This window comes from Herbiconiux dendrobii (genome assembly GCF_052048175.1).
Classification (GTDB): Bacteria; Actinomycetota; Actinomycetes; order Actinomycetales; family Microbacteriaceae; genus Herbiconiux.
In genome coordinates, this window is sequence record NZ_JBLZQV010000001.1 from 57,343 (window position 1) to 81,309 (window position 23,967).

At 70.7% G+C, this 23,967-nt stretch carries 21 protein-coding genes; 15 read left to right on the top strand and 6 right to left on the bottom strand.

Annotated elements, in window-relative coordinates; genetic code table 11:
- From ACN4JJ_RS00280 to ACN4JJ_RS00310, 7 genes are read left to right on the top strand one after another with little or no spacing between them, the layout of a single operon-like run.
- Positions 1-423: a carboxymuconolactone decarboxylase family protein gene (locus ACN4JJ_RS00280; RefSeq protein ID WP_440707904.1), complete on the top strand. Its 423-nt coding sequence runs from the start codon at positions 1-3 to the stop codon at positions 421-423.
- Entirely contained in the window at positions 420-1,337 is a 918-nt protein-coding gene (locus ACN4JJ_RS00285) for an NAD(P)-dependent oxidoreductase (RefSeq protein WP_440707905.1), read from the top strand. The genes ACN4JJ_RS00280 and ACN4JJ_RS00285 overlap by 4 nt, the downstream gene beginning before the upstream one ends.
- Positions 1,334-2,089, top strand: a complete 756-nt coding sequence (locus tag ACN4JJ_RS00290) for a carboxymuconolactone decarboxylase family protein (protein ID WP_440707906.1) — start codon at positions 1,334-1,336, stop codon at positions 2,087-2,089. The genes ACN4JJ_RS00285 and ACN4JJ_RS00290 overlap by 4 nt, the downstream gene beginning before the upstream one ends.
- Positions 2,086-3,651 carry an FAD-binding oxidoreductase gene (locus ACN4JJ_RS00295; RefSeq protein WP_440707907.1) on the top strand — a complete coding sequence of 522 codons (1,566 nt, stop codon included), beginning with the start codon at positions 2,086-2,088 and terminating at the stop codon, positions 3,649-3,651. The genes ACN4JJ_RS00290 and ACN4JJ_RS00295 overlap by 4 nt, the downstream gene beginning before the upstream one ends.
- A 40-nt stretch (positions 3,652-3,691) precedes the next feature.
- Entirely contained in the window at positions 3,692-5,074 is a 1,383-nt protein-coding gene (locus ACN4JJ_RS00300; protein ID WP_440707908.1) for an FAD-binding oxidoreductase, read from the top strand.
- A gap of 25 nt (positions 5,075-5,099) precedes the next feature.
- Positions 5,100-5,918, top strand: coding sequence for an SDR family NAD(P)-dependent oxidoreductase (locus ACN4JJ_RS00305; protein ID WP_440707909.1), 819 nt, complete (start codon positions 5,100-5,102; stop codon positions 5,916-5,918).
- Entirely contained in the window at positions 5,915-7,042 is a 1,128-nt protein-coding gene (locus tag ACN4JJ_RS00310) for a zinc-binding dehydrogenase (RefSeq protein ID WP_440707910.1), read from the top strand. The genes ACN4JJ_RS00305 and ACN4JJ_RS00310 overlap by 4 nt, the downstream gene beginning before the upstream one ends.
- 11 nt (positions 7,043-7,053) lie before the next feature.
- Here the strand turns inward: ACN4JJ_RS00310 and ACN4JJ_RS00315 are convergent, their stop codons facing one another.
- The 4 genes from ACN4JJ_RS00315 to ACN4JJ_RS00330 are packed head-to-tail and all read right to left on the bottom strand — an operon-like array spanning position 7,054 to position 11,261.
- Positions 7,054-7,686 carry a phosphoribosylanthranilate isomerase gene (locus tag ACN4JJ_RS00315; RefSeq protein ID WP_440707911.1) on the bottom strand — a complete coding sequence of 211 codons (633 nt, stop codon included), beginning with the start codon at positions 7,684-7,686 and terminating at the stop codon, positions 7,054-7,056.
- A gap of 16 nt (positions 7,687-7,702) precedes the next feature.
- Complete coding sequence (locus tag ACN4JJ_RS00320) at positions 7,703-9,271, bottom strand: FAD-binding oxidoreductase (RefSeq protein ID WP_440707912.1); 1,569 nt, start codon at positions 9,269-9,271, stop codon at positions 7,703-7,705.
- Positions 9,264-10,850: an FAD-binding oxidoreductase gene (locus ACN4JJ_RS00325; protein ID WP_440707913.1), complete on the bottom strand. Its 1,587-nt coding sequence runs from the start codon at positions 10,848-10,850 to the stop codon at positions 9,264-9,266. The genes ACN4JJ_RS00320 and ACN4JJ_RS00325 overlap by 8 nt, the downstream gene beginning before the upstream one ends.
- Before the next feature lie 12 nt (positions 10,851-10,862).
- The gene (locus tag ACN4JJ_RS00330; RefSeq protein WP_440707914.1) at positions 10,863-11,261 is read right to left on the bottom strand and encodes a cupin domain-containing protein; all 399 of its coding nucleotides are present in this window, start codon (positions 11,259-11,261) and stop codon (positions 10,863-10,865) included.
- Positions 11,262-11,417: 156 nt separating this feature from the next.
- On the opposite strand from ACN4JJ_RS00330, the gene ACN4JJ_RS00335 reads away from it, so the two are divergent.
- Positions 11,418-12,548 carry a flavin reductase gene (locus ACN4JJ_RS00335; RefSeq protein WP_440707915.1) on the top strand — a complete coding sequence of 377 codons (1,131 nt, stop codon included), beginning with the start codon at positions 11,418-11,420 and terminating at the stop codon, positions 12,546-12,548.
- A gap of 26 nt (positions 12,549-12,574) precedes the next feature.
- Here ACN4JJ_RS00335 and ACN4JJ_RS00340 read toward each other — a convergent pair whose 3' ends face one another.
- Positions 12,575-13,417 carry an SDR family NAD(P)-dependent oxidoreductase gene (locus ACN4JJ_RS00340; RefSeq protein WP_440707916.1) on the bottom strand — a complete coding sequence of 281 codons (843 nt, stop codon included), beginning with the start codon at positions 13,415-13,417 and terminating at the stop codon, positions 12,575-12,577.
- Between the two features lie 103 nt (positions 13,418-13,520).
- On the opposite strand from ACN4JJ_RS00340, the gene ACN4JJ_RS00345 reads away from it, so the two are divergent.
- The 7 genes from ACN4JJ_RS00345 (at position 13,521) to ACN4JJ_RS00375 (ending at position 23,005) form a co-directional block, all read left to right on the top strand.
- Complete coding sequence (locus tag ACN4JJ_RS00345; protein WP_440707917.1) at positions 13,521-13,793, top strand: hypothetical protein; 273 nt, start codon at positions 13,521-13,523, stop codon at positions 13,791-13,793.
- The gene (locus ACN4JJ_RS00350) at positions 13,790-15,826 is read left to right on the top strand and encodes a hydantoinase/oxoprolinase family protein (RefSeq protein ID WP_440707918.1); all 2,037 of its coding nucleotides are present in this window, start codon (positions 13,790-13,792) and stop codon (positions 15,824-15,826) included. Before ACN4JJ_RS00345 ends, ACN4JJ_RS00350 begins: the two co-directional genes overlap by 4 nt.
- Positions 15,823-17,796, top strand: coding sequence for a hydantoinase B/oxoprolinase family protein (locus ACN4JJ_RS00355; protein ID WP_440707919.1), 1,974 nt, complete (start codon positions 15,823-15,825; stop codon positions 17,794-17,796). Before ACN4JJ_RS00350 ends, ACN4JJ_RS00355 begins: the two co-directional genes overlap by 4 nt.
- Positions 17,797-17,915: 119 nt before the next feature.
- Complete coding sequence (locus ACN4JJ_RS00360) at positions 17,916-19,094, top strand: sugar ABC transporter substrate-binding protein (RefSeq protein ID WP_440707920.1); 1,179 nt, start codon at positions 17,916-17,918, stop codon at positions 19,092-19,094.
- Positions 19,095-19,146: 52 nt separating this feature from the next.
- Positions 19,147-20,361, top strand: a complete 1,215-nt coding sequence (locus ACN4JJ_RS00365) for a sugar ABC transporter substrate-binding protein (protein ID WP_440707921.1) — start codon at positions 19,147-19,149, stop codon at positions 20,359-20,361.
- A 5-nt stretch (positions 20,362-20,366) separates the two neighbouring features.
- The gene (locus ACN4JJ_RS00370) at positions 20,367-21,914 is read left to right on the top strand and encodes a sugar ABC transporter ATP-binding protein (RefSeq protein WP_440707922.1); all 1,548 of its coding nucleotides are present in this window, start codon (positions 20,367-20,369) and stop codon (positions 21,912-21,914) included.
- Positions 21,911-23,005 (top strand): ABC transporter permease, encoded by a 1,095-nt coding sequence (locus tag ACN4JJ_RS00375; protein WP_440707923.1) that lies wholly within the window; start codon positions 21,911-21,913, stop codon positions 23,003-23,005. Before ACN4JJ_RS00370 ends, ACN4JJ_RS00375 begins: the two co-directional genes overlap by 4 nt.
- Before the next feature lie 33 nt (positions 23,006-23,038).
- Here ACN4JJ_RS00375 and ACN4JJ_RS00380 read toward each other — a convergent pair whose 3' ends face one another.
- Complete coding sequence (locus ACN4JJ_RS00380) at positions 23,039-23,965, bottom strand: alpha/beta hydrolase (RefSeq protein WP_440707924.1); 927 nt, start codon at positions 23,963-23,965, stop codon at positions 23,039-23,041.
- Between the last annotated feature and the right edge of the window lie 2 nt (positions 23,966-23,967).

Here is a 23,967-nt window from a genome sequence, read left to right on the forward strand (position 1 = left end):
ATGACCGACCAGGAGAAGACGACGCGCGACGACACGCGCCGTGAGACCTACGAGGCGGGGCTCGCCGTACGTCGCGAGGTGCTCGGGTCCGAGCACGTCGACCGCTCGCTGGGTGCGGTGACGGAGTTCTCGCGTCCCATCCAGGAGCTCGTGACCGAGTACTGCTGGGGCGCGGTGTGGACCGACGACGGCATCGACCGCCGCACCCGGAGCCTGCTCAACCTGGTGATGCTCACCGCCCTCAACCGCTCGCACGAGCTCGGGGTGCACGTGCGCGGCGCGATCCGCAACGGCGTGACCATTCCCGAGATCCAGTCCACCCTGATGCAGACCGCCGTGTACGTGGGCGTGCCCGCCGCGCTGGAGTCGTTCCGCGTGGCGGAGGCCAAGATCACCGAGATGAAGGAGGCCGGCGAACTGTGAGCGACGCGATGACCGTGGCCTTCGTGGGCCTCGGCAACATGGGCAGCCCGATGTCGGAGCGCCTGGTGGCGGCCGGCTATCCGGTGCGCGGCTTCGACCTCGCCCCCGCGGCGCGCGAGCGGCTCGAGGCGGCCGGCGGCGAGACCGCCGAGTCCGCGGGCGCCGTGGTGGCCGGGGCCGACCTGGTCATCCTGATGCTGCCGAACTCCGCGATCGTCGAGGCGGTGCTCACGGGTGAGGACGGCGTTCTGGCCCGAGCCCGCCCGGGCACGCTGTTCGTCGACATGAGCTCCTCGGAGCCGCTGCGCACCCGGGCGTTGGCCGAGGTCGTGCGGGCAGCCGGATCGCGGCTGATCGACGCCCCGGTCTCCGGCGGCGTCAAGGGGGCCGTCGCCGGCACGCTCACCATCATGGTGGGCGGCGCGGAGGACGACCTCGACGAGGCCCGCGGGGTGCTCGAGGTGCTCGGCAAGCCCGCGCTGGTGGGGCCCATCGGGGCCGGCCACGCGCTGAAGGCGATCAACAACCTGATGTCGGCCGCGCACCTCTGGGTCACCAGCGAGGCGATGCTCACCGGCATCGAGTTCGGCCTGGACCCCACCGTGATGCTCGAGGCCATCAACACCTCCAGCGGCCGCAGCGGCTCGACGCAGCTCAAGTGGCCGAACTTCATCGTGGGCGAGACCTACGACTCCGGCTTCGGTCTGAGCCTCATGCTCAAGGACATGCGCATCGCCACCGGCCTCGCCGAGAGCCTGGGCGTACCGCACACCCTGAGCGACCAGGCGGTGGCGCACTGGAGCACCGCGAGCGAGGACCTCGGCCCCGCGGCCGACCACACCGAGGTGGCGCGCTGGCTGCGCGCTCAGGAGAAGGCCGCGTCCGAGAAGGAGAAGAAGGAGCCCGCGGAATGACCGACGACACCCGCAAGGCCGAGATCCGCCGCGAGTACGAAGCCGCCCACGGCGAGTGGGACGGCGGCACCCAGGCCGTGCTCGACCTGGACCCCGAGTTCCTGGCCGCGTACTCGACGCTCGCCGCGGTGCCGGCGAAGGTGGGCGCTCTGCCCGAGAAGGTGCAGCACTTCGTGCGCCTCGCCGTGGCCGCGAACTCCACCCACCTGTACCTGCCTCCCGTGCGCGGCCACATCCGTCGCGCCCTGCAGGCCGGCGCCACGCCCGCCGAGGTGATGGAGGTGCTGGAGTGCTGCGCCACCCTCGGCATCCACTCGATGAACATCGGCGTGCCGATCCTCGTCGACGTGCTCGAGCAGGAGGGTCTGCGCACCGAGGCCGCCGAGCTCGACGGCTACCAGGAGAAGCTCAAGGCGGAGTTCACCGAGAAGCGCGGCTACTGGCATTCGTTCTGGGACGAGATCCTCGAGCTCGCCCCGGAGTTCTTCGACGCCTACACGGAGTTCTCCTCGGTGCCCTGGGTGAGCGGGCCGCTCGAGCCGAAGGTGAAGGAGTTCATGTACATCGCCTTCGACACCGCCGCCACCCACCTCTACACCTCCGGTCTCCGCCTGCACATCGAGAACGCGGTGCGCTACGGCGCCTCCGCCGCCGAGATCGTGGAGGTGATGGAGATCGCCGCCACCCTGGGCATCCACGGCGTCTTCGAGGCGGCCCCCCTGCTCGTCGACGAAGCGAGGAAGCTCTCATGACCCCGGATGCCACCCCCTATGTCCTGAGCGACGAAGCGGTGAGCCGCTTCCGCGAGGAGCTCGGCGACGAGGCCGTCGTCACCGACCGCGCCGGCCGCGACGAGTACGCCGATCCGTACTGGATCAAGGGCGACCGCACCTACGACTCCTCCGCCGTGCTCTACCCCGCGAGCACCGAGCAGGTGCAAGCCGTGGTGCGTATCGCGGCCGAGCTCGGCGTGCCGCTCTGGGTCTCGTCGCAGGGCCGCAACAACGGCTACGGCGGCCCCTCCCCGCGGGTGGCCGGATCCGTTCTGGTGAGCCTGCGCCGGATGAACCGGGTGCTCGAGATCAACGCCCAGCTGGCCTACGCCGTGGTGGAGCCCGGCGTGAGCTGGATGGACCTGCACGCGGCGATCGCCGAGGCCGGCCACGACGACCTCCTGGTCTCCGTGCCCGACCTCGGCTGGGGCTCCGTGGTGGGCAACTCGCTCGACAGCGGTGTCACCTACCTGCCGCTCGGCACCGACTTCCAGGCGCCCACCGGCATGGAGGTGGTGCTCGCCGACGGTTCGCTGCTGCGCACCGGCATGGGCGGCATCCCGAACTCCAAGGCCTGGCACGCCTACAAACGCGGCCTCGGCCCGGTGCTGGACCCGCTGTTCGTGCAGTCGACCTTCGGCATCGTCACCTCGATGGGGTACTGGCTGATGCGGAAGCCCGAGGCCTACGCACCTCTCTTCCTCACCGTGCCGCGTGACCACCAGCTCGAGCAGGCCATCGACATCCTGCGCGAACTCCGCCTGGACGGCCTCATCCGCGGGGTGCCCGTGATGCAGAACACCCTCACCCTCGCCTCGCACTTCCCCGAGCTGCTCGGGCAGATGCAGGCGGGCGGCACCCTCGGCCCCGAGCAGCTCGACGAGCTCGCCGACGTCTCGGGAGTCGGCCGCTGGGGCATGCGCACGGCGGTCTGGGGCGACGAGGTGGTGGTGGCCCGGCAGGTCGAGAAGATCCGGGAGGCCTGGTCGGCCATCGAGGGCGCCCGGATCGACCACCACCGCACCTTCCGGCGCGACGAGTGGGACCAGATCGAGCACTTCGCCGACAAGGTGCAGGCCGGCATCCCGAACCTCGACATGCTCGAGTCGATGCCGCCCGACTTCGGGCACGTGGGCTTCTCGCCCGCCGTACCGCTGGTCGGCTCGGAGATGCGCGCCGTGGTGGACACGCTCGAGGAGATCGTGACCCGCGACACGGGAGCGAGCTTCCTCGCGGGCATCTGCGTGGCGAGCGACCGCAGCGCCCTCGTGGTGAGCGGCTTCGGCTTCGACACCGCCGACGACGAGGCGACCCGCAACGCCTATGCCACGGTGAAGACGATGATCCGCGCGGTGGGCGAGCTCGGCTACGGCGAGTACCGCGCCCACCTCGACTTCATGGAGGAGGCCTCGGCCGAGTACTCCTTCGGTGATCACGCCTACCGCCGCTTCGTGGAGCGGATCAAAGACGCCGTCGACCCCGAGGGCATCCTCTCGCCGGGCCGGCACGGCATCTGGCCGGCGAACCGCCGCACCCCCTGACACCCCTCCCATCCATCCGACGCCGTCCCTAGGAGCAACGATGCCCCCGATCGCCGAGGCGGAACTCACCGCCTTCCGTTCCACCCTCTCCGGCCCGCTGTTCGAGCGCGGCGACGAGGGGTACCAGGCCGAGATCGACGGCTTCAACTCGCTCTCGCCGATGCGTCCCGACCTCGTGGTGGGGGCTCAGGATGAGGCCGACGTGCAGACGACGGTGCGCTTCGCCGCCGCGCACGGCCTCGAGGTGGTGGTGCAGGCCACCGGCCACGGCTCCTACCGCGGGGTCGACGGCGGTGTGCTCATCCACACCCGCCGGCTGGACTCGATCGACATCGACGCCTCCGCCCTCACCGTCACCATCGGGGCGGGCGCGCGCTGGATGGACATCCTGCCGCGCCTGGGCGAACAGGGCCTCGCCGCAGTGACCGGGTCGTCGCCGAGCGTCGGCGCCGTGGGCCTCGTGCTCGGCGGCGGGGTGGGCCCGCTCAGCCGCACGCTCGGCTGGGCGGCCGACCGGGCGGTCGCGTTCCGCGTGGTGATCGGCGACGGCAGCGTGGTGGTGGCCTCGGCCGAGAGCGAACCCGAGCTGTTCTGGGCGCTGAAGGGCGGCAAGGTCGGCCTCGGCGTCGTGACCCGGCTCACCCTCGAGGTGCTCGACCTGCCCGAGATCTACGGCGGCGGTCTCTTCTTCGCCCAGGAGCACATCGACACGGTGCACCGCGCCTGGCTCGACTGGGCCGAGACGCTGCCCGAGTCGGCCAACACCTCCATCGCCATCCTGCGCCTGCCGCCCGAGGGCGTGCCCGAGCCGCTGGCCGGCCGCACCCTCGCGCACGTGCGCTTCGCCTACGTGGAACAGGGGGCGGATGCCGCGCAGCTCGCCGAGCGCGGCGAGGCGCTGCTGGCGCCCCTGCGTGAGACGGCGCCCGTGTACCTCGACGGCGTGGGCGTCATGCCCACCGCCGAGTGCGGCTCGATCCACGCCGAACCGTTCGGCCCGCTGCCGATCTGGGAGCGGGGCGAGTTCCTCGACCGCATCGACCAGGGCTATGTGGAGAGCATCCTGGAGCAGGCGGGCGGATCGGCCGAGTCGCCGTTCGCCACGGTCGAGACGCGCCTGCTCGGTGGCGCGATCGCCCGTGACCCGAAGGCGCCCAACGCCATCGGCGGGCGCGGCGCCGCGTTCTCGCTGCTCGTGATCGCCGCCGTCGTCCCCGGCCTCAACGACGAGGCGCTGCCCGTGGCGGGTCCGGCCCTGTTCGACGCGGTGGCCGGCTACTCGCACGACGAGATCAACTACAACTGGGCGGGGCATCCGAGCCCCGAGGTGTTCGCGCGCCTCTGGCCCGCCGACACGGCCGCGAAGCTCGCCGGGGTGCGCAAGCGCTACGACCCCGCCGGCACCTTCGGCTACGGCAACTGACACCCCGCTATAAGAGGAGTACTTCATGACCAGCATCAGCGGGCGCGTCGCCGTCGTCACCGGAGGGGCCTCCGGCATCGGCCGCGGCATCGCCGAGCAGCTCATCGCCGAGGGCGCCGAGGTGGTGATCGCCGACGTGCAGCAGGACGCGCTCGACGCCACCGCCGCCGAGATCGGGGCCGTGGGCATCCGGGTCGACGTCACCGACCCCGCGAGCGTCGAGGCGCTCGCGGCCGCCGTGCTGGAGCGCTTCGGCCGGGTGGACATCGTGGTGAACAACGCCGGTGTCGGCCCGCTCGCCCGTGTGGCGGAACTCTCCCTCAGCGACTGGAAGTGGCTGATCGACGTGAACCTCTGGGGGGTCATCCACGGGGTGACGACCTTTCTGCCCTTGCTGCAGGCCAACGAGGAGGGCGGTCACATCGTGAACACCGGATCGATGGCCTCGTTCGCGCCGATGGCCGGCGGGGGCGCCTACTCCGTGACCAAGTTCGGGGTACGCGCGCTGACCGAGTCGCTCGCCCTGGAGCTCGCGGAGGACGGATCGAAGGTGCACGTCACCCTGCTCGCGCCCGGCACCGTGCGCACCAACATCAAGAACAGCCTGCGCAACCGGCCCGAGGGACTCGCGGGGGCGCTCGCCGACGTCGACATCTCCGAGGGGGTGGCCGCGGGCCTGCGCTGGATCGACCCGATCGAGGCGGGCGCGATCGTGACCCGGGCCATCCGCAACGACGACCTGTACGCGCTCACGCATCCGGACTGGTGGAACATCGTGGAGGAGCGGCACCAGGCCATCGAGGACGCCTTCGCGACGTACCCGGTGGACGGGGCCTCCGCATGAACACCTGGCGCGGTGCCGCGGGCGTGCTGAGGGCGATCAAGCAGCCGTTCTCGATCGAGGATGTCGAGCTGCTGCCGCTGGATCCCGCCCGTGTGGTGGTGAAGACCCACGCCAGCCCGTTCTGCTCCACCGACGTGAAGAACTGGAAGGGGCTGCTCTACAAGATCCCGCCCACCATCCTCGGCCACGCCTCGATCGGCGAGGTCGTGGAGATCGGATCGGCCGTGCAGGGCATCCGGGTGGGCCAGCGCGTGGTGGTGCCCGGCACCCCCGAGTGCGGTCAGTGCTACTACTGCGCCATCGGCGAGCCCTGGCAGTGCGGTGAGCTCTTCGACCTCGGCGGGATCTACCCCGACATCGCCCGGGGCGACGACGGTGCGGTGATCTCGTGTGCCGGCTGCGTGGGAGGCTACGCCCAGTACATGTCGATCTCGGGCAACCAGGTGTTCCCGATCGAGTCCGACCTGCCCTCCGACGTGCTCTCCATGCTCGGTTGCGGCATCACCACGGGCGTCGGCTCGGTGTTCAACGTCGCCCAGGTGCAGCCCGGCGAGTCGGTGGCCATCGTGGGCGCCGGCCACCTCGGCCTGTGGATGCTGCAGGCCGCCCGGCTCGCCGGGGCCGGAACCGTCGTCGTGGTCGAGCCGCACGACGGCCGTCGCGCCCTCGCGGGCGAGCTCGGCGCCGACGTGCTGATCGATCCCGGATCGGCGGACGACACGGAGGGTGCCGCCTCGGCGCTGGCCGCCGTCCGCGCCGCCACGGGCGGCCGCGGGGCCGACGTGGTGCTCGAGGCCGCGGGCCCCGCCCTGGCGCAGAGCTTCGCCGTGCAGTCCTCCCGCCGTGGCGGCCGCACGGTGCTCACCGGTTTCGAGATCGGCGGCGCCACCCTGCCCCTGCCCCAGGTGGAGACGGCCCTGCAGAGCCGCCGCATCCTGAGCTCGCAGAACGGCCAGGTGCACATGAAGAGCGACCTGCAGCGCTACACCGGCCTGCTCGAACGGGGCCTGCTCGACCCCGCGCCCATCCTCACCCGCACCTACGCGATCGACGAGCTCGACCTGGCCCGCGACCGCTCCGCCGGCTACGACGACGTCTGCGGAATCGTGGTCTTCGACCACTGACCGGCTGCCGGTCAGGCCGGAGTGCTCGCTGCCTGGTTCTCGGCCGAGCGGGCCTCCGACACGAATGCTCTGACGAGGTCGTCGTCCTTGACTCCCGGAGCTGATTCGACACCGCTCGAGACGTCGACACCGGAGGGTCGCGCCGTGACGATCGCGTGACGGACATTCGCGGGGTCGAGCCCTCCCGCCAGCACCCACCGGCCGCCCGGGCGGTGGTCGTGCAGGGCGCCGAGGTCCCAGCGTTCGCCGGACCCGGGCCGGGGTGAATCGATCAGCAGCAGTTCTTCGCCCCACGATCCGACGTCCCCGTCGCCGAGCGCGGTGGCCCTCCACACCCTCGGGAAGAGCGCCACGGTGCGCTCGACCTCGGGCCGATCGAATCCATGGACCTGGAGCACGTCGCAGGATGCGGCGACCGCCGCGGCGACGGCGTGCTCCGGGCTCAGGCCCTTGGTCACCACCACGGTGGTCGCCCGCCCTGCGACGTGGTCGACGAGCCGACGTGCGGTCTCAGCGTCGACGAATCGAGGGCTCTTCTCGGCGATGACGAAGCCGACGGCATCCGCACCCGCACCGATCGCCACGTCGACGGCGGACGCTGTGCGAAGGCCGCAGATCTTGACCAGGAACGATGCCGAGTTCATGCAGGCGAGCTTAACGTCACCGCGGGCGGGCAGGGGCCGCGGTGGGCCAGACGCCCTGCTTGCCGGGGGCCAGGGTGCCGGCGGGGTCGAGGGCGTCTTTGAGGCGGGTGTGCAGGCGGTTCAGGGCGTGGTCGTTCCAGTCGAAGGAGGCGGCGATGTCGTCCATGAAGGCGAGGTGGCCGCGGTATTCGCCGTAGCCGTCCTTCGCACCCTCCTCGATCAGGGAGCGCACGAGGGCGCGCGCCCGGGCGACCTGCTCGGCGTCGTCGCGGTCGTAGAGCACCTCGGTGACGTGCACGAGCGAGCGGCCGGCCGCGGTGAATGCGCCGCAGTAATCGAAGCCGGCGGCCTCGAAGCGGGCCCGGATGCGCTGCACCTGGTGGAGCGCATCCGGCCCGTCCAGCGGCAGCACGGGGGCGAACGAGACGTGCCCGCCGCGGCCGCCGAACCAGAACGACAGCTTCTCGGCGTACATGTCGGGGATACCGGCGCGCACGCGGTGGCCGTAGGCGATGTCCTCCGCGGGCGCATCGCCCGCGTATCGGGTCACCGCCACGCGGCAGCCAGGGATGCCGGCGCAGGCCTTCTGCACCACGTCGATGCGGGCCTCGAGCATCGAGGCGTGGTCGTAGAGGGCGAAGGTCATGTTCCAGCGGCCCACGCCGAAGCGCTCCATGATGCGCTCGTGCACCCCCGGGGCGAGCATCCCCCGGTCTTCCTGCCAGTCCGAGCGCGGGCCGGTGAAGGCGGCCGCCCCGAGCGGGTCGCCGATCACCACGGTGCTCTGGATGGTGCCGTCGAGCTTCAGGGGGCGCATCGCCTCGATCAGGGGCGCCAGGTCGTCGAAGTGCTCCACCGCGATGTCGACGGCGGCCCAGGCTTCTGGAGCCGGCATCAGCCACAGCCCCATCTTGGTGACGATGCCGAGGTTCGACTGGAAGAACAGCCCGTCGACGGCGGGACCGAAGCCCGGCCGGTACAGCTGCCAGGCCTTCCCGCCGTCCATGGCGCCCATGCCGGTGCGCACCACCTCGCCGTCGGGCAGCACCACCTCCAGGCCGCAGACCTGGGCGTGATGATCGCCGTACGCGGTGTAGCCGAGGCCGCGCTCGAGGGCGTTGCCGATCACGCTGCCCCAGGAGAGGTCGGGCGTGGAGGTCCAGAACGGCACCCCGCTGTCGCGCACGGCCGCGTGCAGATCGGCGAAGCGCACCCCGGGCTCCACGAGCACGGTTCCACTGACGCCGTCGATCTCGAGCACCCGGTCCATCCGCGAGAGGTCCAGCACGACGGATCCGGCCGTGCGTGGGCTGCGGCCGCCATAGCCGTTGTTGCGGCCCTGCGAGATCGGCCACAGCGTGACGCCGTGCTCACCCGCCAGCCGGGCCAGCGCGCTCACGTCCTCGGTGGAGGCGGGGCGCACCACGAGGCCGGTGGCGAACTCGGCCGGGTCGCCCACGGGGAAGGGATCGGTGTAGTCCTCCAGGGCCTCGTCGCCCAGCACGTTCCCCGCGCCGAGCAGTGCGGTCGCGGCATCCGCGAAGCCGCGCAGCCCGGCGAGGGTATGAGGCAGAACCTCAGACATAGGAGGGGCCTTCGCCCTCTCGATATTTGAGGGGCCACACGCCGTGCCGGCCGGGGGAGAGGATGCCCTTCGGGTCGACCGCGTCTTTGATGGCCTGGGTGAAGCGGCGGTAGGCGTGGTCGCCGAAGGAATACTGCTCCGAGGCCAGATCCATGAAGTCCAGGTGCGCGCGGTACTCGCCGTAGCCGAGCTCGGCCACCTCCTCGATCAGCATCTTCACCGTCTCGAAGGTGCGCGCCACATCCGCCTCGTTGGTGCGGTCGAAGCTCACCGAGCTGACGATCATGGCGCTGCGGTCGTTGGTGGGGAAGATGGCGCAGACGAAGTTGGTGCCGGTGCGCTCGATCACGCGCGCCTTGATCCGCTCCACCACCTCGACCACCTCGGAGCCCTTGAGCGGCACGATCGGCGAGAAGCCCACGTGCCCCACCCAGTCGGGCATCTGCTCCATCATCTCCATCGTGGGGATGCCGGCCGAGATCTTCTGCATGAAGGTGGAGATCTCGCCCCAGTTCTGCTTCGTGAAGCGGCCGAGCTCGTCGATCCGCGAACCCTCGATGGCCGACCAGGCCTCCTTGATGCGGGCGAGGTGGTGATCGATCACGGGGCCGTCACCCCAGAGGGCCGTGCGCACGCCCCAGCGGCCGATGCCCGTGGCATCCGCGAGCCCGTCGAGCCGCTCCTCCGACCAGGTGGCGTCGGCCCCCGGGAACATGCCCATGTGCTCGGGGAACTGGGTGCCCATGGTGATGAGGTTCTGCAGGTTCGGCACGCCCCGGATGACCCCGTCGAGCCGCAGCTCGCGGATGATGTCGATCGCCTGTGCGAGCTGATGGTCGCGCGGCACCGACAGGTAGAGGGGAGCGTATTCGCGCGGGCGGCGCATCAGCCACACACCCATCCGCGTGACGATGCCGTAGTTCGACTGCGTGAACAGCGGATCCAGCGTCGGGCCGAGACCCCGTTTGTAGACGTGCCACGACTTCGACTCCGGGATCGCACCCATGCCGGTGCGCAGCAGCGATCCGTCGGCCAGCACCACCTCCATGCCGGTGGGCGCCTGGAAGTCGCTGCCGAGCGGCAGGTAGGTCATCCCGTTGTCGAGCGAGTTGCCGATGATCGAGCCCCAGCCGATGTCGGGCACCGAGAGCATCAGCTCGTCACCGAGCTCGTGCAGGGCGGCGTGCAGGTCGAGCCAGCGCACGCCCGGCTCCACCACGGCGTAGGCGAGCTCGGTGTCGATGTGCAGGATGCGGTTCATCTCGCGCAGGCTGATCAGCAGCGAGCCCGCCACCCGGGGCGAGGGGCCGCCGTAGCCGTTGTTGCGACCCTGCGAAGAGGTCCACACGGGCAGGTCGTGCCGGCCGGCGATGCGCACGATCTCCTGCACCTGCTCCACCGAGGTGGGGAACACGACGGCTGAGGAGTCGTAGCGGCGGTCGTCGTGGAACCAGTAGGGGTCGCGGAAGGTGTCGCGCTCCTCCTCGGTGAGCAGCAGGGCGTCGCGGCCGACGAGGGCGATCAGCTCGTCGCGGGCGGCGTCGGTGAGTACGGCGGGCGCGGGGGTGCGAGAGGGCATCGGATGCTCCGCTCAGGCGTTCTCGGCGTCGGCCGCCGCGGCGTACTCGGCCTCGGAGACTTCCTCGAGCCACTCGGTGTCGCCGAGCGTGATGGCGGTGTGGCCGAGCAGCGACTCGGCGGTGCCGCCGTGCCAGTGCCGCTCACCGGGCTCGATCCAGACGGTGTCGCCCTCGGTGATCACCCGCGGCGTGCCGTCGGCGCCGCAGACGTAGCCCTTGCCGCGGAACACCTGCAGGATCTGGCCGCCGGAGTGGTGGTGCCAGTAGGTACGCGAGCACGGGGTGAACAGCACCGTGTTGATCTTCACGTCGCTGCGATCGGTGATCACCGGATCCTGCAGCACCTGGCCCGTGAAGGTGCCGGTCGCGGTGATGGATTTGGCGCCGGATCGGCCCGAGATGATGCGCATGCTGCTCTCTTCCGTGAACTTCGTCGTCCAGATTGTCAGACAAACTATAGGGGGCGAGGGGCCCGCCGTAAATAGTTGTAGCTGTTGTAACTAAATGCTAGCATCGGCTCACCCGCGGCGGTTCTCCCGTGGGCAGTCAGCGCAAAGGGGCGGGACATGACCGAGATCGACATCACGGCGGACGGGCCGAGCAAGGGCGAGTTCCGCGACGTCATGGGGCGGTTCGCCAGCGGCGTCACCGTCATCACCACCCGCATCGACGGCGAAGACCTCGGTGCGGCCGCGAGTGCGGTGAGCTCGCTCTCGGACGAGCCGCCGAGCCTGCTGATCTGCCTCAACGTCACCTCCACGACCGCGCAGGCGATCGTCAAGACCGGCACCTTCGCGGTGAACGTGCTGGCCGAGGACTCGGCGCCGATCGCCCAGCGCTTCGCCAGCAAGGCGCCGGACAAGTTCGCCTCGATCGCCTTCGAGCGCGGCCGCACCGGCGTGCCGCTGATCTCCGGCAGCATCGCCCACTTCGAGTGCGTGGTCGACGAGACGGTGCGCGGCGGCACGCACTACGTGTTCCTGGCGCGGGTGGTGAACGTCGCCTCCACCCCCGGCAACCCCTTGGCCTACTTCCGCGGCTCGTTCGGGCGCATGGAGACGGCTCCGGATGCCGCCGCACTGCACGCCGTGCGGGACTACGTGGTGGGCACCGTCTCCGACGTGGCGGTGCCGCTGGACGCCGAGTCGATCGCCGCCGAGCTGGAGATCGAGGTGGGCCGCAGCTACCAGGCGCTGGTGGCGCTGGTGGCCGAGGGGCTGGTGCGCCGCACCGGAGCCGCCTTCGAGGTGGAGCCCGTGCCCGACCAGGTGATCTTCGACTACTACGCGGCGAAGCTGGCGATCGAAATCGGCGCGGCGGCGCAGACCGTCGGCTCGCTCGACACCGAGCAGCTGGCCGAGCTGCGCCGGCTGCTCGAGGTGACGCTGGCGCACAGCGTGGACGGGCAGTTCGGCGACCCCGAGGGCTGGATCCGTGCCAACGCGGCCTTCCACGAATACCTCGTGAGCCTGGCCGGGAGCACCATCCTGATGGAGACCTACAAGGGGCTGCGGCTGCCGGCGATGGAGCAGCGCTCCATCAGCCAGTCGACCCGGGCCACCGGCCAGCTGCACGAGGACCACCGCACCATCGTCGAGGGCTACGAGGCGGGCGACGTGGAGCTCGTGCTGCGCACGCTCACGGCGCATGCCCGCCGACCCCAGGAGACCCGGGCGGCCGCGGCTTCGGCCTCGTGACCGTGGCACCGCGGCCGCCGCGGGGCTCACATCACCATGCCGCCGTTGACGTTCACCGTCTGGCCGGTGATGAACTGGGCCTCCTGGCTGCAGAGGTACACGATGGTCGCCGCCATCTCGGATGCCGGTACGACCCGCGGGATGGGCTGCAACGCCACCATCGTGGCCAGCAGCTCCTCGTCGTCGGGCAGCATCGAGGTGCGCGTGGCGGCCGGCGCCACCGAGTTGACGCGGATGTTCTCGCCGCCCACGAGGGCGGCGACGGCCCGTGTCATCCCGAGCACCCCGGCCTTCGAGGCGGGGTACGCGGCGGCCAGCGGGTACGGCGCGAGCGCCCCCACGCTGGAGATGGTGACCACCGCGCCGCCGCGCTCGCCGTTCTGCCGCAGCAGGGCGAGGCCCGCGCGCACGCAGTAGAAGGTGCCGGTGAGGTTCACCCGGATGACGAGGTCCCAGGCGGCGTCGTCGATGGTGGCGGGCTCGGGATCGCTGTTGTTCTCGCGCAACCGCCACGGCGCATCCGAGATGCCGGCCGCGGTCACCAGGGCGTCGAGGCGGCCGTGCTCGCGGCGCACCCGCTCGAAGGCCCCATCCACCTGGGCGCTGTCGCCCACGTCGACGGCCAGCGGGGTGACGGCGCCGACGCCGGCCCAGACGGCCTCGAGCGCCTCGGCCGAGAGGTCGAGGGCGTAGACCGCCGCGCCCTCCGCCACGAAGCGCTCCGCCACCGCCCGGCCGATGCCGGAGGCGGCGCCGGTGACCAGCGCCACCCGTCCGGCGAAGCGGCGAGCGCCGTACGTCTCCACCTCGGTGCCGCCGACCAGGATGGCGGTGCTCTCGTCTCGTCGGGACTCGTCGTGCTCAGGCATCATCGCCCTTTCGCTTGTAATCGTCTGATCGTCGTACAACAATGAAGCCGACCGTAGACGAAAGTCACGGTCGCCGCCACAGATTTCGAAGGAGAGATCTCTCGTGCACACTTTCCCCCGCCCCCGATCCGAGCGGCTCCACGTGGAGCGGCCGGAGGTGCAGGCCTCCTGTCCCGACTGCGGGAGCAGCGACATCCGCCGCTACCGCGTGCTGAGCGAGGGCGGCTGGTGGACGGCCGTCAAGTGCCAGGACTGCCTCGCCTCGCTCGAGCGCACGCCCGCACCCCCGCTCGGCTCCTTCGTGCCGCTCGGCACCACGGTGCCGACGGCTCCCGCGGCGTCCACCGTCCCCGCCGCTGATGGGGCGATCCGATGATCGGCGTCGACGTGGGCGGCACCTTCACCGACGTGGTCTCGATCCGCGACGGGCGGGTGGAGGTCACCAAGGTGCCCAGCAGCCGCACCGACCCGGCCGGATCCGTGGTGGAGGGCGCGCGCCGGCTGGGTGTCGACGGCAGCGCGGTGTTCAACCACGCCAGCACGATGGGCCTGAACGCCGTGCTCGAGCGCCGGCTGCCCAAGGTGGGGCTGCTCACCACCGAGGGCTTCCGCGACGTGCTCGACCGCGGTTCGGTGCACCGCCCGCTCAGCGCGCAGACCGATCCGTCCTGGCGCCGCACCTTCGGCGACGCCGCCCGCCCGCTGGTGCCGCGCTACCTGCGCCGCGGCATCGTGCAGCGCACCACGGCCGACGGCGGCACCCTGGTGGAGCTCGACGAGCAGCAGGCCCGGCACGAGATCGGCATCCTCGGCCGCTGCGGGGTGGCCGGCATCGCGATCTGCCTGATCAACGCCTACATCGACGACCGGCACGAGCAGCGCCTGCGTGAGCTGGTGCGCGAGGAGCTGGGCGACGAGGTCGAGGTGTCGATCTCCTCCGCCACCTCGCCCCTGGCCAAGGAGTACGAGCGGGCCTCCACCACCGTCGTCGACGTGGTCATGAAGCTCCTGTTCAGCGAGTACGCGGGGCAGCTGCACACCGACCTCGGCGCGCTCGGCTTCCGCGGGCAGCTCAACTTCGCCGACTGCGCGGCCAACCTGCTGCCCTGGGAGGAGGCGCTCGAGCGGCCGTTCCGCATCCTGTTCGCCGGGCCGGCGGCGGGCACCGTCTCCAGCGGGCACCTGGGGGCCGCGATCGGCCGCCGCGACCTGCTCTGCGCCGACGTGGGCGGCACCTCCACCGACGTGTCGATCATCGTCGACGGCGAGCCCTTCGTGCAGAACACCTTCGAGATCGAGCACGACCTCATCATCAACGCCCTCTCCACCGAGGTGTCCAGCGTGGGCGCGGGCGGGGGCAGCCTGGTCACGGTGTCGTCGTCGGGCGGCCTCCTGGTGGGCCCGGGCAGTGCGGGCGCCGATCCCGGGCCCGCCTGCTACGGCCGCGGCGGCACCCGGCCGACGGTGACGGATGCCGCGCTGCTGATCGGCATCCTCGACCCCGCGGGCTTCGCCGGCGGCGAGTTCGAGCTCGACCGGGACGCGGCCGTGCGCGCCTTCGAGTCGCTCGACACCCCGGTGCCGTTCGAGGAGCGGGTGCGCACGGCGTACCGGCTCGCGGTGGCGCACATGGCGGAGGAGATCCTCAACGTGGCGGTGCGGCACGGTGTCGACATCCGCGACTTCAGCCTGATGGCCTACGGCGCCGCGGGCGGGATGCTGCTGCCGGCCGCGCTCGAGCTGCTGCCGCTCGCCGAGGTGGTGATCCCGCCGCATCCCGGCCTCTTCTCGGCGATCGGCCTGCTCTCCACCGACCAGGTGTACTACGAGGCGGAGAGCGCCTACGTGGTGTTCGGCGCGGACAGCGCCGAGGGCATCGACGCGGTCTACCGGCGGATGGAGCAGAAACTGCGCGAGCGGCTCGGCTCCGCGGCCGACGGCCTGCCGGTGCGGCGCAGCTTCGACGGGCGCCTGGTGGGCCAGAGCTGGGAGACGCCGTTCGTGGCCGTGCCCGAGGGGCCGATCACGGCGGAGAGCATCCAGGGCGTGGTGGCCGGGTTCCACGACACCTACGAGCGCCGCAACGGCAACCGCTTCGACGCCTTCCCCGTGGAGGGCGTCACCTACCGGGTCGAGCTCGTCGTGCCCTCCGAGAAGGTGGACTACACGCCGGCACCCACCGCCGAGCCGTTCCCGGCCGTGCCGGAGGGCACCTCGACGCTGAGCTTCCTCACGCCCGAGCCGGTGGAGGCGGAGTGGTTCACCCGTTCGGCACTCACGGTGGGGGCCACGGTCACCGGCCCCGCCGTCATCCGCGAAGAGCTGAGCACCACCTTCGTCCCCGCCGGTCAGCAGGCCGTTGTCGGCCGCTGCGGCGAACTGATCATCACCTCCAGGAGCGACGCATGAGCATCACCGCCCCCACCCAGGCGACCGTCCCCGCCGCGGCCACCGGTCGCCGCCTCATCCGCGGCCTCGACGAGGCCGCCTTCGCCGCGCACTACGGCTGCGACCGCTACACCGCCACCGTGCTCGGCAACCGCTTCGACTACCTCGTCGAGCACATGAGCGCGCGGCTGCTCACCGGCGCCTTCTCGCCGGTGCTGCGCGACTTCTACGACCTCGCCTGCACCATCGCGGGGCCGCCGGAGCTCGGCTATCCGGTGCCGGCCGCGAGCAACGGCATCGTGCTGATGGCGGGCACCACCATCGACGCGGTGCCCACCATGGTGCAGGAGTACGGCGTGGGCCGGCTGAACCCCGGCGACGTGCTGATCGCCAACGACCCATACCGAACGGGCAACCACAACAACGACCTGGTGTTCACCCGTCCGGTCTTCGTCGACGGGGCGCTGGTGGCCTTCGTGACCCTCAACGCCCACCAGCTCGACATGGGCGGCACGGTACCCGGCGGCTTCAGCGCCACCAAGCAGAACGTGTTCGAGAACGGGCTCGTGCTCTCGCCGCGGCTGCTGGTGAGCGGCGGCGTGAACGTTCCCGAGACCTGGAACGTGATCTTCGACAACGTGCGGATGGCCGAGGTGCTCTACCCCGACATGCTCACGGTCTGCTCGAGCCTCGAGCTCGGCGAGCGCCTGGTGCAGGAGTCGATCGAGCGCTACGGGCTGGAAGCCTTCCACGGCTCGATGCGGTATGCCACGGATGCCGCGGCCGAACGGATGGCGCTCGGCATGGCCGAGCTGCCCGACGGCGACTGGGAGGCCGAGCACGGCGTCGACTGCGACGGCGTGGACGACACCGAGAGCTACCCGGTGCACGTGGCGATCCGCAAGCGCGGCGACCGCATCGAGGTGGACTTCTCCGGCACCCACCGGCAGGCCCGCAGCTCCATCAACGCGACCGTCTGGGAGGTGAAGACCGCCATCGGGGTGGCCCTGAAGTACAACTTCGATCCGCGCGGCCGGTTCAACTCGGGCCTCTTCCGCAACATCGACATCGTCATCCCCGAGGGCACCGTGGTGTCGGCGCTCCCGCCGGACGGGGCGGTGTTCCTCTACTTCGAGCAGAGCCAGGTCATCCTCGCCACCGTGCTGATCGCGCTCGAGAAGGCGCTCGGCGAGCGGGCCATCGCGGGCGACCGCGCCGGCACCAACCTGCACACCGCCTTCGGCGCGCATCCGGACGGCACCCCCTGGGTGTCGGCCATGCAGTGCGGCGGCGAGATCGGCCCGTTCGGCGCGAACCGGCACGGGGACGCCGACACGCAGTGCATGAGCTACCTCGCCAACGGCGTCGCCCCCTCGGTGGAGGCGATCGAGAAGGAGAGCCCGGTGGTGATGCTGCGGCACGAGCCGGTGCCCGACACCGCGGGCCCGGGCTTCCACCGCGGAGGCAATGCGATGCTGCGCGACACCCTCTGGCTGACGGATGCCGCCCACTCCATCATCGAGCTGCGGCACAAGTCGGTGACCGGCTTCGGTGTGCACGGCGGCGGCCACGGCGTGAACGGCGGGGTGTGGATCTTCCCGCCCGCCGACGGGGGAGAGGCCGTGGTGCCGGGAACGGGCGCCGAGGCCTTCGGTCGTGGCGTGCCGTGGGCCGGCGTGATCGACCCCGTCAGCAACACGCCGTCGCCCGACGGCGACTACATCTACCCCTTCTCCGGCGCCAACACGAGCGTGCGCCGGTCGGTGCTGCGCTACATCACCAACGGCGCCGGCGGCTGGGGCGACCCGCTGGAGCGCGAGCCCGAGCGGGTGCTGCGCGACGTGCGTGACGAGTACGTCACGATCGAAGGTGCAGCCGGACTGTACGGAGTCGTCGTGAACGGCGATCCGCACGAGGATCCCGAAGGCTTGGTGCTGGATACGGCGGCGACGGCGGCCCTCAGGGCGCGTTTGCGTGCTGTAAAGCCCTGATGCACATTCGTGACGAATTGCCCCTGGTGTTCGTTCAGCCCGAGTGTATGATTACCTCATTGTCCGACAAAGATTGTCGGACGTTATGACAAAGACGTCACCAGAAAGTGAGCAATCACATGCAACGACGCATCACAGCAGCTCTGCGCGCGGCCGCATTACTCGCCGCCATCTCCCTCCTGGCCACCGGATGCTCCGCCACCGGAAGTGACGGAGGCGACTCCGCCGGGGCGGTCGAACTCACCTACCAGAGCGCCGACGGCGAGTGCGCGACCGGCCCCGCCGACGGCGTGGACTACGACTCCGCGAACGCGCTCATCCAGTCGTTCCAGCAGCCCGCGACCGGGCTCATCCAGACCGAACCCCTGCCGGAGCCCGTCAGCGCCGACACCACCGTGGTGTTCCTCAACAACGACACCGCCGTCGCCGGCATCATGTACTCGAGCATGGAACTCGCCGCCGCCGCCGCCGGCGTGAACCTCGTCAACGTCAGCACGGGCACCGACGCCCAGAGCATCAACACCGCCCTCAACTCCGTGGTGGAGATGGCGCCGGATGCGGTGATCTCGGTGGCCATCGACGCCACCTTCTTCCAGGACCAGCTGAAGCAGCTCGAGGCCAAGGGCATCCCGGTGGTCTACGCCTCGCAGCCCAACGCCGAGGACTTCGGCCTCGACGACACGCTCGGCGGCCTGAACGCCTCGCTGGTGAACGGGCAGGTGCTCGCGGCGGGCGCCGTGGCCTTCACCTGCGGCACCGGCAACGACTTCGTGTTCTACAACGTGCCCGAGCTCGGCTTCGCCGCCATCCAGCTGCAGGCCGCCCAGGACTACCTCAAGGAACTCTGCGCCGACTGCACGCTCCGCGTGGTCGACATCTCGATCATCGACCCGAGCCCGGCCGACAAGATCGTCAGCGACCTCCAGTCCCACCCCGAGACCGACTACTTCATCACCCCGGTCGACCAGTACCAGATCGGTCTCGGCGAGAAGGCGAACCTCGCCGGCCTCACCAACGCCTACGGCTTCGGCCAGTCCTCGCTGCCGCCGAACATCCAGCAGCTGTCCGACGGCCTCCAGTCGGCCGGATTCGCCGTCGACCTGAACATGTTCATGTGGCTGCTGCTGGACGAGGCCTTCCGCAAGGCGCAGGGCGTCTACGAGCCCTACACCGACTGGGAAGCCGTCAACCGCGCCGTGTCCCTCGTGCTCACGCCCGCCAACGCCGGGCAGTTCGTCGACGGATTCCAGGCCTACCCCGGCATGGAAGCCGACTTCAAGACCCTCTGGGGCAAGTGAGCGACTCCCCCCACCCACCGCCCTTCCTCATTCACCCGAAAGAGAGAATCCCATGCACCGTCGCATCCTGAACACCTCGACCCGCAAGCTGCTGGGAGCCGTCGCCGTTCTCGGCGCCTTCTCCCTCGTGGCCGCCGGCTGCTCCTCCGACGGAGCGGACACCGGCAGCACCGGCGCCGCCGGTGGAGACACCTCCCTCACCTACATGGCCGACGACGGCACCTGTGCCACCGGACCGGCCGACGGCGTCGACTTCGACACGGCCGATTCCCTGGTGAAGTCGCTCGAGGAGCCGACCACCGCCATCCTGCCCACCGAGAAGCTGAAGAGCCCGGTCGACCCGTCCACCACGGCGGTCTACCTCAACAACGGCACCCCGGTGGCCGCGCTGTTCCAGGCCGGCCTGCAGTCGGCCGCCGAGGCCGCCGGCATCCAGTTCGTGAACGTCGACACCGGCACCGACGCGCAGAGCATCAACTCCGCGCTGAACTCGGTGGTGGAGATGAAGCCCGACATCGTGTTCGACCAGTCGGTCGACGCCCGCTTCTTCCAGGACCAGCTGGAGGAGCTCAAGGCGGCCGGCACGGCCATCGTCTACGGCGGCCAGCTGAACGCCGAGGAGTTCGGCCTCACCGACTCGCTCGGCGGCGCCGGCAGCATCCAGTTCAACAGCGAGGTGCTCGCGGCCGCGGCCGTGTCGCTCACCTGCGGCACCGCGACCGAGTTCGTGATGTACTCCATCCCCGAGATCCCGGCCTCCGAGATCCAGAACACGGCGGTGCCCGCGGCGCTGAAGGAGCTCTGCCCCGACTGCACGCTGCGCACGGTCGACATCTCGATCGCCGACCCGAGCCCCGCCGACAAGATCGTCAGCGACCTGCAGGCGCACCCCGAGACGCAGTTCTTCATCTCGCTGGCCGACCAGTACCAGATCGGTCTGGCCGACAAGGCCTCGCTCGCCGGCCTGACCAACGCCTACGGTGTCGGGCAGTCCTCGCTGCCGCAGAACATCCAGCAGATCGCCGACGGCACCGAGGTGGCCGGCTACGCGGTCGACTTCAACATGTTCATGTGGCTGCAGGTGGACGAGGGACTGCGCACCATGCAGGGCATGGAGGTGCCCTACCTCGACGGCGACTGGGCCGCCGCCGGCCGGGCCATCTCGCACATCGTCTCGATCCGCAACGCCTCCGACTACCTGACCCCGGCCGGGTACGTCGCGCTGGACGGCTTCGAAGACCAGTTCACCACCCTCTGGGGCAAGTGACGCCGATGACGAGCGACACCACGACCACCGGCCCCGCGGCCGCCCCGGCGCCGCATGACACCGCGCCGCTGCTGCGCATCGAGGGGATGATCAAGGACTTCCCGGGAAACCGGGCGCTGGACGAGGTCTCCCTCGACGTGCACAGCGGCGAGGTGGTCGCGGTCGTCGGTCACAACGGATCGGGCAAGTCGACGCTGGTGAAGATCCTCGCCGGCGTCTACACCTCCGACGGCGGCGAGGTGGAGCTCTCCTCCCGAGACGGGATGGACACCGAGCTGCACATCATCCACCAGGATCTGGGGCTCGCGAACGAGCTCACGGCCGTCGAGAACCTCGGCATCACCCACTACCAGGGGGCCGCCTCGTTCGCGCCGTTCGACCGCAAGAAGGAGCGCGCGAAGGCGCGGCAGCTGATCGGCCGCTTCGGCGAACCGTTCGACGTGGACGTGCCGATCAGCCGTCTCGCCCCGGCGCAGCGCTCCATCATCGGCATCGCCCGGGCGCTGGACGGCTGGCAGCATCCGCGCAACGTGCTCATCCTCGACGAGCCCACCGAGGCGCTGCACGCCACCGAGGTGCGCGTGCTGTTCGACGCCGTGAAGAAGCTCGCCGCCGACGGCGCCGGGGTGATCTTCATCTCGCACCGGCTCGACGAGGTGCTCGACATCGCCGACCGCGTGGTGGTGCTGCGTGACGGCCGCAAGGTCGCCGACGAGTCTCGCTCGTCGCTGGACCACGACCGGTTGGTCTCCTACGTCACCGGCATCCCCGTGGGCGAGGCCGAGCACGGCGAGAACGCGCGGGTGCACGGCGAGGTGGTGCTGGAGATCACCGGCCTCACCGGCGCGATCCTCGAGGACGTCGACCTGCGGGTCAGCGCCGGCGAGGTGGTGGGCGTGGCCGGCGTGCTCGGCTCCGGCCGCGAGACCCTGCCGGCGATGATCTTCGGCTCGATCGACGCCGACGTCGACAGCTTCACCCTCGCGGGCAAGCCCTACCTCAAGCGCTCGCCGGGGGAGAGCATCCGTCGCGGTGCCGCCTTCGTGCCGGGCGACCGGGCCAAGCTCGGCTCGGTGCGCCTGATGACGGCGCGGGAGAACGTGACCCTGCCCGAGCTCAAGTCGCTCACGAACTCGCTCGGCGGCATCAGCCTCGGCAAGGAGCGCGATCACGCCGGCGACCTCATCCGCACTTACGACGTGAAGCCGCCGCGGTCGGAGCAGACCTTCGCGCAGTTCTCGGGGGGCAACCAGCAGAAGATCGTGTTCGCCAAATGGCTGCGCAACAAGCCGCGGCTGCTGCTGCTGGAGGAACCCACGCAGGGGGTCGACATCGGCGCCAAGCAGGCGATCTACGACGCGATCGACAACGCGGCGGAGGGCGGCGCGGCCGTGCTGGTGTGCTCCTCGGAGGCGAAGGAGCTGGTGCGGCTGTGCGATCGCGTGCTCGTGCTGCGTGAGGGAAGGATCGCCGCCGAACTGGCGGGCGACGAGCTGACGGAGACGCGGCTCGTCATCGAAGGCTACGGATTGAAGAGCGAGGACGCACCGTGAAGAAGACCGAATCCATCTCGATCGCCCAGGAGGCGCCCGAGACCAGCGGATCCGCGCGGCCCGGCGGGCTGCGCAAGGCGCTGTCGTTCAGCAACATCAGCGCCATCTACATCTTCATCGTGCTGTTCGCGGTGTTCGCGATCATCACCCCGAAGACGTTCCTCACCGCCGGCACCTGGCTGGTGCTGCTGGATGCGCAGTCGATCACGGTGCTGGCCGCCATCGCGGTGCTGATCCCGCTGGTCAACGGCGTGTTCAACCTCGCCATCGGTGCGGAGGTCGGCTTCGCCGTCATCCTGGTGGCCGTGCTGCAGACCAAGCTGCAGCTGCCGTGGGGCATCGCCATCCCGCTCACCCTCCTGGTGGGCGCGCTGATCGGCCTGGTGTCGGGCCTGATCATCACCAAGGGCAAGATCGACTCGTTCATCGCCACCCTGGGCATGAGCTCGATCCTGCTGGCGGGACTGGCCTTCCTCTCCGAGAACCGCCAGATCATCGGCCTGGAGGACGGCTTCCGGCTGTTCGCCACCGGCGGCCTGCCGCTGGACCCGAACAACCCGAACTTCAAGCTCACCAACCCGGTCTTCATCATGCTGATCGTGGCCGTCGTGGTCTGGTACGTGCTCGAGCGCACCCCCATCGGCCGGCGGATGTACGCCGCGGGGTACAACCCCGACGGCGCGCGGCTCTCGGGCGTGAACGTGGCCCGGCTGCAGGTGGCCTCGCTGGTGGCGGGCGGCATCATCGCCTCGCTCGCCGGTGTGCTGCTGGCCTCGCGCATCAACGCGGGCGACCCCACCGTGGGCCCCGGCCTGCTGCTGCCCGCGCTGACCGCCGTCTTCCTCGGCTCGACCCAGTTCAAGGGCGGCCGGTTCAACGTGTGGGGCACCGTGATCTCGGTCTACGTGCTGGCCGTGGGCATCAAGGGCCTGCAGCTGCTGGGCGCCCAGAACTGGGTCAGCGACCTGTTCAACGGTGTGGCCCTGCTGGCCGCCGTCGGTCTCTCCCGCTACGAGCGCACGGCCCGGCGCGGCAGCGCCATCCGCCGTGCCACTCCCCGGTTCGGCCGTTCGAAGACCCCGACGGAGTAGCCCTCGGCGCGCTCGATCGCGGTGTCCGTCGCGCTACGCGCCGGGCACCGCGTCGAACGCGGCCCGGAGCTCGGCGCCGATCATCCGCCGGGCGGTGTGGGCGGGGCCGATCACCCCGCCCATGTAGACGAACGGATGCACGAGGCCGTCGAAGGTCACCGAGACCACGGGCACTCCCGCCGCTCCCAGGGCGTTCGCATAGGCGACCCCCTCGTCGTGCAACGGGTCGCACTCGGCGGTGACGATCGTGGCGGAGGGCAGCCCGGCCAGGGAGGCGCTCGCCGCGGGGGAGAGCCGCACGTCCGAGCGGTCGACGCCGGGCGCATAGGTGTCGAAGAAGTAGGCCATGTCGCGGGCGGTCAGGAAGTGGCCCTCCGCGTAGGTGAGGTAGCTGCCCTCGCTCGGCATGCGGGCGTCGACCGCGGGGTAGATCAGGGCCTGGTGCACGAGCCCCGGATGCGCCCCGGCGAGCTGCTGGGCCGTGACGGCGGCGAGATTTCCTCCCGCGCTGTCCCCCGCCACGGCGACCCGGCGCACGTCGAGGGGGAAACCCGCCTCGCCCGTGAGCACCGCGGTGGTGACGGCGAGCGCGTCCTCCACGGCGGCGGGGAACGGGTCTTCCGGCGCCTTGCGGTAATCGACGCTGATCACGGTCGCGTGTGCCGCCACCGCGATGGCCCGGGCGGTGGTGTCGGCGATCTCGAGGTCGCCCAGAACCCACCCGCCGCCGTGGAAGTACACGACGGCCGGCAGCGCCTCCTCGAGCGGTCGCGGGCTGTACACGCGCACGCCGACCCCGGCGATCCGCCGGTCCTCGACGACGGGCAGCGGGGCGGCGTCTCCGGTGAGCGGAAGCGCGTTCTCGAGGTCGGCGCGGTTCTGCTGCGCCGTCTGCGTGTCCAGCGGCGGGGCATCCTTCACGATGTCGAGGAAGGCGCGGGCGTGCGGGTGGAGGGTCATGG

Bases quoted from the DNA above. Each gene is read 5' to 3' on its own strand.
- ACN4JJ_RS00370 (WP_440707922.1), top strand. From the start codon at position 20,367: ATGACGAGCGACACCACGACCACCGGCCCCGCGGCCGCCCCGGCGCCG.
- ACN4JJ_RS00355 (WP_440707919.1), top strand. From the start codon at position 15,823: ATGAGCATCACCGCCCCCACCCAGGCGACCGTCCCCGCCGCGGCCACC.
- ACN4JJ_RS00330 (WP_440707914.1), bottom strand. From the start codon at position 11,261: ATGCGCATCATCTCGGGCCGATCCGGCGCCAAATCCATCACCGCGACC.
- ACN4JJ_RS00310 (WP_440707910.1), top strand. From the start codon at position 5,915: ATGAACACCTGGCGCGGTGCCGCGGGCGTGCTGAGGGCGATCAAGCAG.
- ACN4JJ_RS00335 (WP_440707915.1), top strand. From the start codon at position 11,418: ATGACCGAGATCGACATCACGGCGGACGGGCCGAGCAAGGGCGAGTTC.
- ACN4JJ_RS00365 (WP_440707921.1), top strand. From the start codon at position 19,147: ATGCACCGTCGCATCCTGAACACCTCGACCCGCAAGCTGCTGGGAGCC.
- ACN4JJ_RS00350 (WP_440707918.1), top strand. From the start codon at position 13,790: ATGATCGGCGTCGACGTGGGCGGCACCTTCACCGACGTGGTCTCGATC.
- ACN4JJ_RS00315 (WP_440707911.1), bottom strand. From the start codon at position 7,686: ATGAACTCGGCATCGTTCCTGGTCAAGATCTGCGGCCTTCGCACAGCG.
- ACN4JJ_RS00300 (WP_440707908.1), top strand. From the start codon at position 3,692: ATGCCCCCGATCGCCGAGGCGGAACTCACCGCCTTCCGTTCCACCCTC.
- ACN4JJ_RS00380 (WP_440707924.1), bottom strand. From the start codon at position 23,965: ATGACCCTCCACCCGCACGCCCGCGCCTTCCTCGACATCGTGAAGGAT.
- ACN4JJ_RS00280 (WP_440707904.1), top strand. From the start codon at position 1: ATGACCGACCAGGAGAAGACGACGCGCGACGACACGCGCCGTGAGACC.
- ACN4JJ_RS00295 (WP_440707907.1), top strand. From the start codon at position 2,086: ATGACCCCGGATGCCACCCCCTATGTCCTGAGCGACGAAGCGGTGAGC.
- ACN4JJ_RS00320 (WP_440707912.1), bottom strand. From the start codon at position 9,271: ATGTCTGAGGTTCTGCCTCATACCCTCGCCGGGCTGCGCGGCTTCGCG.
- ACN4JJ_RS00360 (WP_440707920.1), top strand. From the start codon at position 17,916: ATGCAACGACGCATCACAGCAGCTCTGCGCGCGGCCGCATTACTCGCC.
- ACN4JJ_RS00305 (WP_440707909.1), top strand. From the start codon at position 5,100: ATGACCAGCATCAGCGGGCGCGTCGCCGTCGTCACCGGAGGGGCCTCC.
- ACN4JJ_RS00325 (WP_440707913.1), bottom strand. From the start codon at position 10,850: ATGCCCTCTCGCACCCCCGCGCCCGCCGTACTCACCGACGCCGCCCGC.
- ACN4JJ_RS00340 (WP_440707916.1), bottom strand. From the start codon at position 13,417: ATGCCTGAGCACGACGAGTCCCGACGAGACGAGAGCACCGCCATCCTG.
- ACN4JJ_RS00290 (WP_440707906.1), top strand. From the start codon at position 1,334: ATGACCGACGACACCCGCAAGGCCGAGATCCGCCGCGAGTACGAAGCC.